At 43.6% G+C, this 15,248-nt stretch carries 13 protein-coding genes; 12 read left to right on the forward strand and 1 reads right to left on the reverse strand.

From position 1 onward, the window contains the following. Positions 1–5 precede the first annotated feature (5 nt). The 12 genes from BN3282_RS10775 (at position 6) to BN3282_RS10830 (ending at position 13,195) form a co-directional block, all read left to right on the forward strand. Positions 6–1,448: an FtsW/RodA/SpoVE family cell cycle protein gene (locus BN3282_RS10775; RefSeq protein ID WP_082667532.1), complete on the forward strand. Its 1,443-nt coding sequence runs from the start codon at positions 6–8 to the stop codon at positions 1,446–1,448. Positions 1,449–1,562: 114 nt separating this feature from the next. Continuing rightward, positions 1,563–2,402, forward strand: a complete 840-nt coding sequence (locus BN3282_RS10780) for a DegV family protein (RefSeq protein ID WP_059069076.1) — start codon at positions 1,563–1,565, stop codon at positions 2,400–2,402. A gap of 118 nt (positions 2,403–2,520) precedes the next feature. Beyond that, positions 2,521–2,775, forward strand: coding sequence for a hypothetical protein (locus BN3282_RS10785; RefSeq protein WP_059069078.1), 255 nt, complete (start codon positions 2,521–2,523; stop codon positions 2,773–2,775). 283 nt (positions 2,776–3,058) lie between these two features. Further along, entirely contained in the window at positions 3,059–3,496 is a 438-nt protein-coding gene (gene mraZ, locus BN3282_RS10790) for a division/cell wall cluster transcriptional repressor MraZ (protein ID WP_059069080.1), read from the forward strand. A 31-nt stretch (positions 3,497–3,527) separates the two neighbouring features. After that, positions 3,528–4,463, forward strand: coding sequence for a 16S rRNA (cytosine(1402)-N(4))-methyltransferase RsmH (gene rsmH / locus BN3282_RS10795; protein WP_059069081.1), 936 nt, complete (start codon positions 3,528–3,530; stop codon positions 4,461–4,463). 78 nt (positions 4,464–4,541) lie between these two features. Beyond that, a complete protein-coding gene (locus BN3282_RS10800; RefSeq protein WP_059069084.1) occupies positions 4,542–5,087 on the forward strand; it encodes a hypothetical protein in 546 nt (181 codons plus the stop codon). 11 nt (positions 5,088–5,098) lie between these two features. Next, on the forward strand, positions 5,099–7,117 hold the full coding sequence (locus BN3282_RS10805; RefSeq protein ID WP_059070408.1) for a peptidoglycan D,D-transpeptidase FtsI family protein: 2,019 nt from the start codon (positions 5,099–5,101) through the stop codon (positions 7,115–7,117). Positions 7,118–7,201: 84 nt separating this feature from the next. Continuing rightward, the gene (locus tag BN3282_RS10810; RefSeq protein WP_059069086.1) at positions 7,202–8,926 is read left to right on the forward strand and encodes a peptidoglycan D,D-transpeptidase FtsI family protein; all 1,725 of its coding nucleotides are present in this window, start codon (positions 7,202–7,204) and stop codon (positions 8,924–8,926) included. 72 nt (positions 8,927–8,998) lie between these two features. After that, complete coding sequence (mraY, locus tag BN3282_RS10815) at positions 8,999–9,955, forward strand: phospho-N-acetylmuramoyl-pentapeptide-transferase (protein ID WP_059069088.1); 957 nt, start codon at positions 8,999–9,001, stop codon at positions 9,953–9,955. 2 nt (positions 9,956–9,957) lie between these two features. Then, entirely contained in the window at positions 9,958–11,316 is a 1,359-nt protein-coding gene (gene murD, locus BN3282_RS10820; RefSeq protein WP_059069090.1) for a UDP-N-acetylmuramoyl-L-alanine--D-glutamate ligase, read from the forward strand. Between the two features lie 13 nt (positions 11,317–11,329). After that, positions 11,330–12,415, forward strand: a complete 1,086-nt coding sequence (locus tag BN3282_RS10825) for an FtsW/RodA/SpoVE family cell cycle protein (RefSeq protein WP_059069092.1) — start codon at positions 11,330–11,332, stop codon at positions 12,413–12,415. Between the two features lie 27 nt (positions 12,416–12,442). Then, positions 12,443–13,195, forward strand: a complete 753-nt coding sequence (locus BN3282_RS10830; protein WP_059069094.1) for a cell division protein FtsQ/DivIB — start codon at positions 12,443–12,445, stop codon at positions 13,193–13,195. 169 nt (positions 13,196–13,364) lie between these two features. On the opposite strand, the gene BN3282_RS10835 is transcribed toward BN3282_RS10830, so the two are convergent. After that, positions 13,365–15,113: an IS1634 family transposase gene (locus tag BN3282_RS10835; RefSeq protein WP_059066375.1), complete on the reverse strand. Its 1,749-nt coding sequence runs from the start codon at positions 15,111–15,113 to the stop codon at positions 13,365–13,367. Positions 15,114–15,248: the final 135 nt, after the last annotated feature.

The following is a 15,248-nucleotide window of genomic DNA, read 5'->3' on the forward strand; positions in this document are numbered from 1 at the left end:
ATTCTATGAGAAGCAGAACTGTACAGCCAGTAAAACGGCGGGGACAGAGTAAAGATAAGCGGGAAAAGAAGACACTGGGGGATACACAGCCTTTGCGCGCTGTTTCCTATACACAGTCGGTGCGCCGCGTATCCACAGATACACAGCCGATGCGCCATGTATCTTCATATAAACAGTCTTTGGGAAGTGTCGGCAGACAGACGGTATCCAGACGCATGCGGGAAGTTTCAGTCCCAAAGCCGGAGGTACATCGAGAAAAAAGAGTCAAAAAGAAACAGAGTAGTCTGGCGGGAACCGTATTTAGGAGAAAAATTAAAGATACCAATGCGGTGCAGTATTTTGATTATGATCTCCTTTTGGCAATCGTATTTCTTATGTGTTTTGGCCTGGTGATGCTTTACAGCACCAGTGCATACAGTGCACAGGCTGATTTTGGAAATGATATGTATTATTTTTCCAAACAGGCATTTATCGGTGTAGTCAGTTTTGTGTGGATGTTGTTTGTGTCCAGGATCGACTACCATTTTTATGGAGCTTTTTCTTTTGAAATCTATATATTTGCCATGGTGTTGATGGCGTTGGTGCAGACGCCGCTTGGCGTGACGATTTATGGTGCGAGACGTTGGATACAGCTTCCGGGGAATATGACGCTGCAGCCTTCGGAGATCACAAAAATAGCAGTGATCTTGTTTATCTCATATGAACTGTGCAGGCTTGGAAAGAGGATCCGTACCGGCGCGGGAATGCTGCGTGTCTTTGCTTTTGGAGCGGTGGCTGCAGGTGGGGTCATGTTTTTGACGGATAATCTAAGTACGGCGATTATTGTAATGGCGATTTCCTGTATTTTGATTTTTATCGCACATCCCAGGACAAAGCCATTTATAGCATTTGCAGCGGTTTTTGCGGCGATCGTTTCTGTTGCGGTCATGGTGATGTCTGTGACGTTGGTGAACAGTGAGAATTTCCGTCTGCGCCGTGTCCTGACTTGGCTGGATCCGGAGAATCATACAGATACAGGCGGTTTTCAGGTTATGCAGGGATTATATGCGATCGGTTCGGGCGGCTTCTTCGGCAAAGGGCTGGGTAACAGTACGCAGAAGCTCGGTGTCATTCCGGAGGCACAGAATGATATGATACTGACAGTGATCTGTGAGGAACTGGGGGTATTAGGCGCGATCGTCATTCTTCTTTTATTTGCGTTTCTGCTGTATCGTCTGATGTTTATTGCACGAAATGCTCCAGATTTATATGGCGCTCTGATCGCCAGCGGGATATTTGTACATATTGCGCTTCAGGTGATCTTAAATATCGCGGTCGTCACGAATCTGATTCCTACAACAGGCATCACGCTGCCGTTTATAAGTTATGGGGGAACATCTATATTGTTCTTGATGTCAGAGATGGGGATTGCTCTTGGAATATCCAGGAGAATTAAACTAGAAGATTAAAAAAGCTCTTTTCATTGTATAAAAAGTGTGTTATATTGATATGGAATTATGTAGTAATCGAAACTACATATAATAGAAATATACTACGCGCAACACGGTGCGGGAGGGTTAAAGATGGAATATAAAATTATAGTAGACAGCTGCGGTGAACTTACAGATGAGATGAAAATGAGCGGGATTTATGAAACAGCCTCGTTGAGTATGCAGGTGGGGGATGCACATATTATAGATGACGAGACGTTTGATCAGGCCGATTTTTTGAGAAAAGTGGCGCAAAGTCCGGAATGTCCTAAGTCATCCTGCCCTTCTCCTGAGAGATATATGGCAGGGTATGAAGGAGAAACGAAGAGAGTGTATGTGGTGACTCTCTCGTCTGAATTAAGCGGTTCTTATAATAGTGCAGAATTAGGAAAAAGACTTTATATGGAAGGAAATGAGGAGAAACAGATCCATGTGTTTAATTCTAGGTCGGCTTCCGTTGGAGAGACTTTGATCGCTATGAAGATCCGAGAATGTGAAGAACAGGGCATGGAGTTTGAAGAAGTCGTCAGAACAGTGGAGAACTACATTGCAGGTCAGCATACGTATTTTGTTTTGGAAAATTTAGAAACACTGCGCAAAAATGGACGGCTGACAGGGATCAAGGCGATCGTGGCAAGCGCCTTAAATATCAAACCAGTCATGGGCGCTACACCAGAGGGGACGATCTGCCAATTAGGACAGGCGAGAGGAATAAAGCGCGCCTTGGCAAAAATGGCAGAACAGATTGCAAAAGAATGTGCAGACTCGAAAAATAAGATATTGGGGATCGCCCACTGCAATTGTCCAAGCAGAGCGGAAGAAGTAAAAAATATGCTTTTGGAAAAGATAGAAGTAAGATCCAGTTTTATTGTGGATACAGCGGGGATCAGTACGATGTACGCCAATGACGGAGGTGTGATCGTTGTCCTGTGATCAGAAGTGGAGTCTGGCTGCAATATAATAGAACTGCAGAATGCCCTCTTACTTGTCAAACAGTGGGGAAGTGTGGTAAACTAACTAAAGAATCTAGCGACGAAGGAGTAAACAAGAAATGAGCCAGGAGAAGGTAGAGCGTTATAAGCAGGAGAAGGCAAACAGAAAAAAGATCATGAAGAAGCAGAGAATGATGAGGGTCGTGCGCAAGACAGTTCTTTCTTTGGCGGCGCTTGCTCTGGTAGCATGGATAGGTTATTCTGCTTATGACATATATGATTCTAATAAAGAGAGAACAGTGGCACAGATCAATTACGATGCGCTCAATACATATTTGAGCGGGCTTGCAGAGACAGAAAGTACAGCTGAATAGAAAATGAGAAAAATATTCTAAGAATCAAATGTGATTAAGGAATATACAAGATATGGGATGCATGAAATTTCATGCATCCCATATCTTGTATAAAGAGAAAATAAAAAAATTTTTAGGATATTTTTTTATTGCTTTTTTTCGAGGGAAGAAACAAAAAAATCACAAAAAGGGGTTGAAAAAGGGAGGAGCGTGGTTTACAATGGAGTCAAGTGGTGAGAAGTGGTAGACAGTGGTACAAAGTGGGGAGCAATGTGGAGGCTCACTTTAAGAGAAAGGGTTCCAGATGTTATTAGGGGAGTTTAATCATAGCATTGATGAAAAAGGCCGATTGATCATCCCAGCCAAATTGCGGGACGATCTGGGGGAGAGTTTCGTGATATGTAATGGCTTGGAAGGCTGTCTCTTTGTCTACTCACAGGAAGAATGGAACAAATTTGTTGCTGAATTGGAAACCTTGCCACGTATGAATAAAGATGCCAGAATCTTTAAGCGCTACTTTTTCGGAAGTGCCTCAGAGGGCAGTTTTGATAAGCAGGGGAGAGTGCTGGTACCACCATCTTTAAGAAAAGCTGCACACCTGGAAAAAGACGTAGTCTTAGTGGGAGTTCAGGACCGCGTGGAGATCTGGGACAGAGCACTTTGGGAAGAAAGAAGCCAAGTCAGTGAAGAAGATTTGGATGCGATCGCAGAACGTATGGAAGCGATCGGAATCCGCATTTGATCGGAAGCAGTAAACAAGGTGGGAGAAAAATATGGCATTCAAGCACACATCAGTATTACTTGAAGAAACAGTAGAAGGGCTGGCGGTAAAGCCAGACGGAACGTATGTAGACGCGACACTGGGCGGAGGCGGACATGCCTTTGAAGTGTGCAGGCGTTTGAGTAGCAAGGGGAGTTTTATAGGTATAGACCAGGATGCCGCAGCAATCGAGGCGGCAAAAGCCCGGCTGTCTGACTTTGGGGAGAAAGTCACGATCGTAAGAAGTAATTATTGTGATTTGAAGTCAAGGCTTAGGGAACTGGGAGTTGACAGGGTAGACGGAATTGTATTGGATCTGGGAGTCTCATCTTATCAGCTGGACACGGCTGACAGGGGTTTTTCTTATCGTGTGGACGCACCGCTTGATATGCGGATGGACCAGAGGCAGGCAAGGACGGCGAGAGACATTGTCAACAACTACAGTGAGATGGAGTTGTATCGGGTGATACGTGACTATGGGGAGGACAAGTTTGCAAAAAACATTGCGAAACATATTGTTCAGGAGCGTAAAAAACATCCGATCGAAACGACGGGGCAGCTGAATGAAGTGATCAGAAGGGCAATCCCGATGAAGATCCAAAAGACAGGAGGCCATCCGTCAAAGCGGACATTCCAGGCAATCCGGATCGAACTGAACCGGGAACTGGATGTTTTAAAAGATTCATTGGACGAAATGATTGATATGCTAAATCCAAGGGGAAGGATATGCATCATCACATTTCATTCATTGGAGGACAGGATCGTAAAGAGTGCATTTAGAAAAAATGAAAATCCATGTACCTGTCCGAGCCATTTTCCGGTTTGTGTCTGTGGGAAAGTATCAAAGGGAAAAGTGGTGACCAGAAAACCTATCCTTCCGACTGTGGAAGAGATGGAGAGCAATAGCCGTTCTAAAAGCGCAAAGCTTCGTATTTTTGAGCGGTCGTAAGTATTGGGAGTATCTAAGATATAATCTGTCGGGAAGGGGAGAGCCCGGCAGAAAAGAGTAAGAAAGGGGCAGACGCGTATGGCGGCAGTAAGAAGAAGACCAAATAGTTATAGACATCATGGATATGCCGGCGGAAATCAGAGGGCATTCTATGTCTATGGAAATACCGTGCGCCAGGCGGAAGTTCTGCCAAAGAAAGAAACAAGAGAGCACAGCGGAAGCACAAGAAAGACGAGCCGGCAGGTAAAAAGAAACAGAAACAGAGCGTTAAATATGAGCCCTGCGTATGTGGGATTTCTTGTGGCAGCGGCATTTTGCGCAGTCTTTGTATGTATGCTGTATTTGCAGCTGCAGTCAGACATAGTGAGCCGTTCAGAGAATATCACGGCATTGCAGCAGGAACTTGCAGACTTGACAGAGGCGAACGATACAGCTTATAATGCAGCTACAGATTCTGTTAATTTAGAAGAAGTGCGCAGTAAAGCAATGAATGAACTTGGGATGGTTTATGCGGCACAGGGAACGGTGATCGAATATGACAGCCCGACAAGTGATTACGTGAAGCAGTACAGTGACATTCCCAAAGATGGAGTGCTTGCACAGTCTAAGAACGTAAAAGAATAAGGATTTTGCAGATGGCTAGAAAAACGAAACGTAAAAACAGATTTGAATTTCTGACAAAAAAATTTCCTACAAGAATGCAAAAAAAGCTGGTACTGTTGTTTATGGCAATCATACTGGCTTTTGTTGTTCTTATAGGAAGAATTACATACATCAATGCATCTAAGGGGAGCGGATACACGAAGATCGTTCTCGACCAGCAGGGGTATGACAGCCGGGTGATCCCATATAAGAGAGGGGATATCGTCGACAGGAACGGTACGAAGATGGCTACCAGTGAGCGTGTGTATAATGTGATCCTGGACGTGGCGGTACTTACTTCAAAAAAAGAATATCTGGAACCGACGAAAACCGTGTTAAAAGACTGCTTTGGAATCGAAGGGGATACAGTTGATGAAGTGATCAAGGAAAGTCCGGACAGCCGATATGAGATACTGGCAAAAGGTATAGAATATGAGACGGCAAAAAAGTTTCAGGATATTGAGAAAGATACAGAAAAGTATCCGAATGTAGAAGGAGTATGGCTGGAGGATGATTATGAACGCATGTATCCATATAATACATTGGCAAGTGATGTGATTGGCTTTACCGTCGCGGGAAATGAAGGGGCGATCGGTATCGAGAGCGCCTATAATGAAGTGCTCAAGGGTACTGACGGCAGAGAATATGGATATTTTGCGGGCAAGTCCTCTGTAGAGGGAACCGTAAAGGCGCCGCAGAATGGAAATACAGTTGTATCCACCATTGATGTTGCTCTGCAAAGTATCGTAGAGCAGTGCATACAGGAATTTAATGAGCAATATGCGGGAGACGGGGAGACAGGCAGTAAAAATACGGCGGTCATCATCATGAATCCAAATACAGGAGAAATCCTGGCGGAAGCCTCTTATCCGAATTTTGATCTCAATAAACCAAGAGATCTTTCTTCTTTATATTCTGCAGAAGCATGGGAGCAGATGACGGAAGAAGAACAGACCGAGGCGATGAATATATTGTGGAGAAATTTCTGCGTCAGTGATACATTTGAACCCGGCTCCACTATAAAACCGTTTACGGTGGCTACAGGTCTGGAAACAGGGGCGATCACCGGTGATGAGAGCTATGTATGCGGAGGATATCTTCATGTCGGAGATTATGATATCAGCTGCCACTTAAAGACGGGACATGGAACTGTGTCTGTGCAGGATGCGATCGCATATTCCTGTAATGTGGCTCTGATGCATATAGCAGATTCTATCGGAATAGAAAATTTTACAAAATATCAGAGAGTATTTGGCTTTGGTGAGTACACGGGAATCGATCTTCCAGGAGAAGCATCTACGGCGCCTCTTTTATATACAGCGGATACGATGCAGATCACGGATCTGGCGACGAATTCTTTCGGACAGACATTTAATGTAACGATGACACAGCTTGCGGCAGGATTTTCTTCTCTGGTCAATGGGGGCTATTATTATGAACCGCATGTAGTGAAACAGATACAGGATGAAAATGGCAAAGTAATAGAGACAAAAGATCCGGTCTTGCTGCGCAAAACGATTTCTGCGGATACATCGGCACAGTTAAAGCAATATATGAAGGCGACGATGGAATATGGTACGGGAAAACCGGCAAATGTGGAAGGATATGATATCGGCGCAAAAACGGGAACTGCGGAAAAATTGCCGAGAGATACGGGGAAATATCTGCTTTCCTATGTCGGCTTTGCGCCGGCGCAGAATCCAGAAGTGCTTGTATATGTTGTGATCGATGAACCGAATGTAGATAATCAGGACAACAGTGCACTTGTATTGGAACTGGCACAAAATATCATGTCCCAGGCATTTCCCTATCTGAATATTACAACGATCGAGGGAGAGTCAGCGGAAACGAGTACTGCGGATACATCCGGAGAAAGTGAAGAAGCTGCCTCCGAATATACAGATTATGATGCAAATTATGAAGAGACATACGACAATGAAGACGGGGCTTATGTAGATGAAAACTACACGCCGGATCTAGATGACTGGGCAGCGGCAGATCCACCGGAATAATTTGTCTGCCGCATAAGAAAATGAATAACCTTGCAGAAGAATTAATATGTTTTAGAAAGATTCTTTTGTAAGGTTATTTATTTTATGAAGAACAAAACATATAATAAAAAGAAAATCCTGATTGTTTTTCTCTGTGCATGCAGTATTTTATTTGGATTGATCGCAAGATTGGTATATCTGATGATATTTGACGCAGAATATTATCAGGAAATGGCCAAAGCGCTGCACGAAAGAGAGCGGGAGATCAAGGCGGCAAGAGGAGAGATACTGGACAGAAACGGGATCGTCTTAGCGACAAATAAGACAGTCTGTACGATCTCTGTGATACACAATCAGATAGAGGATGAAGATCTAGTGACGCAGACGCTGGCACAGGAACTCAACCTAGATGAAGAGACGGTGCGCGAAAAAGTGGAAAAAGTATCTTCCATGGAAAAAATTAAGACAAACGTGGAAAAAGAGATTGGGGATAGGATACGAAATTATAATCTGGCAGGCGTGAAAGTGGATGAGGATTATAAACGATATTATCCGTATAATGAATTGGGGTCTACAGTGCTTGGATTTACCGGAGGCGACAATCAGGGAATCATTGGGCTGGAAGTAAAATATGAGGAATATTTAAAGGGGACAAATGGGACGATCCTGACCATGACGGATGCAAGAGGAATCGAACTGGAAGGAGTTGCCGAGGATAGGATCGAACCAGTGCAGGGGGATACACTTCAGATCAGCCTGGACTATAATATACAGTCATACTGCGAACAGGCGGCTCTTAAGGTGATGGAAGAAAAGCAGGCAGACCGCGTATCAATTTTGTTGATGAATCCACAGAATGGAGAGATTCTCTCAATGGTAAATGTACCGGAATTTAATTTGAATGATCCGTATACATTGAATACAGGTGTGGATGAAAAGACATTGTCGGATGAAGAATTGCAGGATGCGCTGAATCAGATGTGGAGAAATGGATGTATCAATGACACATATGAGCCTGGTTCGACATTTAAGATTATCACTGCGTCGGCGTGTCTGGAGGAAGGGGTTGTGTCTTTGGAGGATTCTTTTTCCTGTCCGGGATATCGAATCGTAGAAGACAGAAAGATCCGCTGCCACAAGGTGGGGGGACATGGGAGTGAAACGTTTGTAGAAGGTATACAGAACTCTTGTAATCCGGTATTTATAGATATAGGACTTAGACTTGGTGCAGAAAAATTTTATGACTATTTTGAGCAATTTGGACTTCTGGATCTGACCAATGTAGATCTCCCGGGAGAGGCGGGAACCATTATGCATAAAAAAGAGGATATCGGTACTGTGGAACTTGCCACAATGTCTTTTGGGCAGTCTTTCCAGATCACCCCGATCCAGATGGCTGCAACGGTCAGTTCTCTGATAAATGGCGGTACGCGGGTGACGCCGCATCTGGGAATGGCAGTGCTGGACCAGGACGGAAATGAAAAGGAACGTTTTTCTTATGAGACAGAACAGGGGATCGTATCAAAGAAAACTTCTGAAACAATGCAGATGCTTTTGCAGTCCGTAGTGGCGGAAGGCTCAGGAAAGAACGCATATATCGAGGGATATTCTATCGGGGGGAAAACGGCGACTTCCCAGACTCTGCCGAGAAGTGCGAATAAATATATATCTTCTTTTATAGGTTTCGCGCCCGCGGAAGATCCACAAGTGCTGGGGATGGTCGTGATACACGATCCCCAGGGGATTTATTATGGAGGAACGATCGCGGCGCCGGTTCTTCGAGATATTTTTGATAATGTACTGCCGTATATGGGGATTGAAAAAGAATAGGTTATGCTGTATACTGTATGAGGTATTTTGAGCGTAAACCTGTAAAGACAAAAGAGATAAAGAGGTGTATTTATGAGTCATGATGTAATCATTCCAGTACTGATTTCCTTTACGGTCAGTCTGTTATTGGGACCTGTAGTAATTCCTTTCCTTAGAAAGTTAAAAATGGGACAGACAGAGCGAGAGGAAGGTGTGCAGTCCCATCTGAAAAAAGCAGGAACGCCCACGATGGGAGGGATCATCATCCTTGCGGGCGTCGTTATCACTTCACTGTTTTATGTGAAAGAGTACCGTGAGATTATTCCGATTTTATTTCTGACAGTAGGATTTGGGATCATCGGTTTTCTGGATGATTACTTAAAAGTCGTGATGAAACGGTCAGACGGACTTTATCCCAAACAAAAGATGGCGCTGCAGATCGTGGTGACGGCGATCTTTGCTTATTATATCGTAAAGATTGCCCATATACCGCTGACACTTTTGCTCCCTTTTTCAGATGGAAAATATCTGGATATTGGCTGGGCGGCGATCCCGCTTTTGTTTGTGGCGGTGATAGGCACTGTCAACGGAACAAATTTTACAGACGGATTAGATGGTCTTGCATCCAGTGTGACTGTCTTGGTAGCAACTTTTTTTACTGTGGTCGCCATAGGGACAAAGAGCGGAGTGGAACCGATCACCTGCGCAGTCGTGGGCGCGCTGCTTGGTTTTCTTCTCTTTAATGTATATCCGGCACGGGTATTCATGGGAGATACGGGTTCGCTGGCGCTGGGAGGATTTGTGGCAGGAACCGCGTACATGATGCAGATGCCGCTGTACATTATGATTGTAGGACTGATTTATCTGGTGGAAGTGGCTTCTGTTATGATACAAGTAACATATTTTAAGAAAACAGGCGGAAAGCGTTTCTTTAAAATGGCGCCGATTCATCATCATTTTGAACTGTGCGGATGGTCAGAGACAAGAGTTGTGGCAGTATTTTCTATTGTCACGGCGATCCTCTGCCTGATCGCGCTGATGGGGGTATAGAGATGGATATAAAAGGGAAAAAAGTACTTGTGTTTGGTTCCGGTATCAGCGGAATAGCTGCAGGCAGACTTCTCTTGCAGTTGGGAGCGGAAGTGATCCTGTATGACGGCAATACAAAGCTTGAAAAAGAGAAGATCTTAAGAAAACTTTCAGAAGGATGTATGGCAAAGGCAGAAGTCTTGTTAGGAGAGCTGATGCCAGAGGTGTTGGAGCAGCTGGATCTTATGGTGATCAGTCCCGGTGTACCGACTGATCTGCCGGTCATAGATCGGATAAGAGACAGGAAAATTCCTATATGGGGTGAGATAGAACTTGCGTATGTCTTTGGAAGAGGAGATGTGCTTGCGATCACAGGAACAAATGGAAAGACAACGACAACAGCGCTGCTTGGCGAGATCATGCGAAATGCCGGCAGAAATACGTTTGTTGTAGGAAATATTGGGAATCCGTATACGGATATCGTATTTAAGACGAAAAAAGATTCTGTGATCGTAGCGGAGATGAGCAGTTTTCAGCTGGAGACGATACATACATTTCGGCCAAAGGTGAGCGCTGTTTTAAATATCACTCCGGATCATTTGAATCGCCATCACACGATGGAGGCTTACATCGCGGCAAAGGAAAATATCGCGAAGAACCAGACGGAAGAAGATGTATGTGTACTCAATTTTGAGGATGAGACAACGAGAAAATTCGGAGAAAGTATAAAGGCTGAGGTTCTATATTTCAGCAGCCAGCGTAAACTGAAAAGAGGCATATATTTAGACGAGGGGCAGATCATTGTAAATCTGGGAGAGAAAAAGAGGCTTTGCCATGTGGATGAACTGCAGCTTCTGGGAGTCCACAATTATGAAAATGTAATGGCGGCGGCAGCTATGGCTCTTTCTTATGGGATCCCATTGGAAAGTGTACAAAAGTCAGTAAAGAAATTCAAAGGAGTAGAGCACAGGATCGAGTTTGTTGCGGAAAAAGGAGGCGTAGCCTACTATAATGACTCCAAGGGAACGAATCCTGATGCGGCTATCAAAGGGATCCGGGCGATGAAAAGACCAACGCTGCTTATCGGCGGTGGTTATGATAAGGAGTCTTCCTATGAAGAATGGATCCAGGCGTTTGACGGGAAGGTGAAAAAATTAGTCCTGATTGGCGCAACTAAGGAAAAGATCGCAAAAACAGCCGGAGAACTTGGGTTTACGGATGTTATACTGGCAGACACATTTGAGGAAGCTTTTTGTCTGTGCAGGGATCTGGCTGTTCCCGGCGATGCAGTACTGCTGTCCCCTGCCTGTGCCAGCTGGGGAATGTTTAAGAATTATGAGGAACGCGGAGATAAATTCAAAGAACTTGTAAATCAGTTATAAGGAGTGAATTTTATTGGAGCGTCCGGCAAAAAAGAGGCGGTATGATGACACACTGCTGGTTGTAGTGCTCTTGCTGGCGGGCATTGGTTTGATCTTGCTTTACAGTACCAGTGCATACAACGGCGAGACAAAGTTTCAAGATTCTTTTTATTATTTGAAAAAGCAGGGGTTTGCTACATTACTTGGAATTGCAGGTATGTTTAGTATTGCCAGGATTGATTATCATAAGTGGATTCCCCTGGCTGGTCTGGGATATTTGTCGGCGATCGCTCTTTCCGTTGCTGTTATATTGGTAGGAGATGAGTACAACGGGTCCAAAAGATGGCTGTCTTTGGGCCCGCTTTCTTTTCAGCCTTCTGAATTTGCAAAAGTGGCAGTGATCTTATTTTTATCATGTCTGATAACAAAGAATATAAAAAAGATGGACACATTTGGGACATTAGTAAAAGTCATGCTTCCGGTACTTCCGATCGTGGGACTGGTAGGAGCCAGTAATTTAAGCACGGCGATCATCATTTTGGGGATCGCGGTTGTTTTAGTTTTTGTGGCGAGTCCGAAATATGCACAGTTTATCTGGATGGGTGTGGCAGCTGTTGTATTTCTGGCAGTATTTTTGGCATTGGAAAGTTACCGGTTGGAGCGTCTTGCGATCTGGCGCAATCCTGAACAATATGAGAAAGGATACCAGACACTTCAGGGGCTTTATGCGATCGGAAGCGGAGGCTTGTTCGGAAGAGGGCTTGGGCAGAGTGTGCAGAAATTAGGTTTTCTCCCGGAAGCACAGAATGATATGATCTTTTCGATCATCTGTGAGGAATTGGGGATGGTGGGAGCGAGCATTATTATTTTGCTGTTCCTGCTTCTGATCTGGCGTTTTTTTGTCATAGCAACTAGAGCGAAAGATTTGTTGGGTGCGATGATCGCGTCAGGGGCGATGGCACATATGATGATCCAAGTAATCTTAAATATTGCAGTCGTGACAAACAGTATTCCTAATACAGGGATCACACTGCCGTTTATCAGTTATGGAGGAACTTCAGTCGTGTTTCTTCTTCTAGAAATGGGGCTTGTCTTAAGTGTATCTAATCTGGTAGAATAACCGCATATACATAAAGGAGGAATTTGGATGAAAAGAAAACGACGCAAAAGAAAAACAAGCCGGCTGATTTTAAGTATTTTTCTGGTTTTATTCCTGCTTAGTGTGATTGCGGTGGTTGGTTTCAGGACAAAGAAGATCCAGGTGACAGGGAATTCTTATTATGGAGAAAATTCCGTCATTACATGGATCTCACAAGATAAACTGTCTGCAAATTCTTTGTATCTTTTTTTGAAATATAATTTTACCGATGCCTCTCTGCCGTCAGGTATAGAGGAATTGAAAATTTCTTTTCGTTCTCCCTGGTCTATACAGGTACGGGTGAAGGAAAAGGCGATGATCGGATATATCGATTACGATCAGGCGTATCTGTATTTTGATAAAGAAGGGATTGCCTGTCTGCGCACAAAAAGGGTGATAGAAGGAGTTCCGCATATACAGGGTATGGAAGTGGACGTATCGAAAGTAAAAATAGGGAAGTCGCTTCCTGCAGCGGATAAAAAGATTTTTCAGAAAATTGTAGAAGTTTCTAAATATTTAGAAAAATACAAACTTGATCCGGACAGTATCTCTTGTCCTGACGGGGAGATACAGCTTACATTTGGGATTGTGATTGTCCAGCTGGGCGAAAAAGAGTATGAAGACAAGATTGCCCAGATTTCCCCTATTCTTGCAAAACTGGCGGAGCAATATCCAGAGCAGGCGGGGACACTCCATCTGGAAAATTATGATACGTCCAATACAGCGGTCCGTTTTGTGCCGGAGGCAGCAGATGGAGAATAGGCAAAAGAGAATAAAAAGTGTGTGAAAATGCAAGAAAATACAAAAAAATCTATTGATTATTTGCTGAAAAAACTATATTCCCGTCTTTGACAGTTAGAAGAGAAAAAAACGGCTACAAACCCAGTAAATATGGGAGGTGTAGCCGTTTCTTGTCTTGCATCGATATGTGCTATATTTCAGGTCTTTTTAAAATTTTTGTATTTTTAATGATTGTTCGCATAGAGGCTTTCGTAATGATCTCGTAATCCGTACGGAATCCAAAACTCTGATGCAGAGCATCTGTAAGTTCCGTGCGAGTATACGAAGGAATATAACTACTGGCAGCACTTAAAAAGGTCATATTCATGGCCCGCAGAGTTTGGATGATCTGGTCACAAGTGAATCTGTTCCCAATCTTTTTCTCTAAGAGCCGATAAATAATCAGGCTGATATAGCAAGTCATGAAATGGGCTTTGATCCGATCTTCTCGGCGGACAAATGCGGGACGGGAGCCGAGTTCATCTTTCATGATCCGGAAGTTTTCCTCTATTTCCCAACGCTGCTGATTAATCCGGATGATATCACCCACGTCTCCTTCCAGATTCGTCACTACTGCGTAGAACCCATCATACATTGCTTCTTTTTCTATCTGTTCCTGATCAAGTCCATACACTGTTTTTTCAGCAATCTCTCCATCTTTGGTAACAGTCGTACGTTTTACAAACCGCATAGGGTCATTTTGGTTTGTTCCTTTTCTCTTTTTTCCTGGTGAATCCAAGATCTTTTGTGCCCGTTCAATCTGACATTCCCGGAGCTTTCTCTGGTAAGCAGCATATTTCGGAGAATAGGTAACAATCAGTGTCTCATCCATATCTCCTGTTATAAGGGGATATTCCTTATAGTAAACGGAGTTATAGATTTCTTCATCTGTTTCATCCAGTGTACGAAGGTCGATGAACTTCTGTGCTCCTATCTTGCGGAACTGTGTGGGATTCATCGCTTCTTTTCGCTCTTCCGCCTTCATTTTTTTCAGGGAATGTGTGATTACATAAGCCCTGTGGTTGAAACTGTTGAAGCGGCGGTTGTTGTGAGAACCCAATCCACTGTCTGAACAGAAAATAAATTCGCTGCAGTTGAAATCCCGGATGATCTTTTGCTCTAACGGTTTTAAAGTGGTCTGCTCATTCTGGTTTCCGGGAAAAATATCGAAAGACAGAGGAATTCCATCCGCATCCATAAATAATCCCATGGTGACAATCGGATTTGGTCGGTGTTCTTTGCTTTTGCCGTATTTGCGTAGTTCATCTTCCTGCTCGATCTCGAAATAGAAGTTTGTGCAGTCATAGTACAGGATTTTTTTGTTCCGGGGATGGACAAAGTTGGAATTCCGGTATAACTCACTTTGTATAAAATCGGATTCTTCTGCAATAACAGAAAGGGCGCGGTAAACATCCTGCAAATGATACTTTGGTGGTTCCAGCAGAGTTTTGCAGTACTCATAGCTTTCACGTTTACTGGAAGGATGGAGAATGCGTGCATAGATCAGATCCGTAAAAACAGCGAGCAGGTCATACTGATACTTGTGACGACTTTTGATCGACCGACAGATCTTATCCAGCCGGAGCTCTGTAACCAGAGACTGGAGAAAGAGATATCCGGTATTAAAAAGGCGCTGTTCATTTTTTAGGATGCGAGCTCCTTGTGAAAAGTCCACTGATACTTTTCCATTTTTCAGATTATAAAGTTCGGTTTCTTTCTTTGCCTCGTTTCTGGCCCACGCCATCATCTTATCCTTATCATTGTCGAATTGTGCGAGGAGATCGTTCATCTTTCCCAATTTTTTATAGATATGGGAGGAAGTTTTTCCATTCTCTTTGCGGAAGGACTGATAAATATATACATCTTTGTTGTTTGCACTACCTGTGATATTTACGTACATAAAAAACCTCTTTTCTTTTTATTATATCACAACTAGCACAAACAAGCACTAATAAATTTAAAAAATTTGACAAAAAAAGTGCCTTTTTATAGGCATTGTAAGGTTTTTTTCTTTATTCAACTGTCAAACCCCCGA

This window comes from Mediterraneibacter massiliensis, assembly GCF_001487105.1.
In the GTDB taxonomy this organism is placed as follows: Bacteria; Bacillota; Clostridia; order Lachnospirales; family Lachnospiraceae; genus Mediterraneibacter; species Mediterraneibacter massiliensis.

Coding starts and splice junctions, on each gene's coding strand:
- BN3282_RS10775 (WP_082667532.1), top strand. CDS start 6: ATGAGAAGCAGAACTGTACAGCCAGTAAAACGGCGGGGACAGAGTAAA.
- BN3282_RS10780 (WP_059069076.1), top strand. CDS start 1,563: ATGGAATATAAAATTATAGTAGACAGCTGCGGTGAACTTACAGATGAG.
- BN3282_RS10785 (WP_059069078.1), top strand. CDS start 2,521: ATGAGCCAGGAGAAGGTAGAGCGTTATAAGCAGGAGAAGGCAAACAGA.
- mraZ (WP_059069080.1), top strand. CDS start 3,059: ATGTTATTAGGGGAGTTTAATCATAGCATTGATGAAAAAGGCCGATTG.
- rsmH (WP_059069081.1), top strand. CDS start 3,528: ATGGCATTCAAGCACACATCAGTATTACTTGAAGAAACAGTAGAAGGG.
- BN3282_RS10800 (WP_059069084.1), top strand. CDS start 4,542: ATGGCGGCAGTAAGAAGAAGACCAAATAGTTATAGACATCATGGATAT.
- BN3282_RS10805 (WP_059070408.1), top strand. CDS start 5,099: ATGGCTAGAAAAACGAAACGTAAAAACAGATTTGAATTTCTGACAAAA.
- BN3282_RS10810 (WP_059069086.1), top strand. CDS start 7,202: ATGAAGAACAAAACATATAATAAAAAGAAAATCCTGATTGTTTTTCTC.
- mraY (WP_059069088.1), top strand. CDS start 8,999: ATGAGTCATGATGTAATCATTCCAGTACTGATTTCCTTTACGGTCAGT.
- murD (WP_059069090.1), top strand. CDS start 9,958: ATGGATATAAAAGGGAAAAAAGTACTTGTGTTTGGTTCCGGTATCAGC.
- BN3282_RS10830 (WP_059069094.1), top strand. CDS start 12,443: ATGAAAAGAAAACGACGCAAAAGAAAAACAAGCCGGCTGATTTTAAGT.
- BN3282_RS10835 (WP_059066375.1), bottom strand. CDS start 15,113: ATGTACGTAAATATCACAGGTAGTGCAAACAACAAAGATGTATATATT.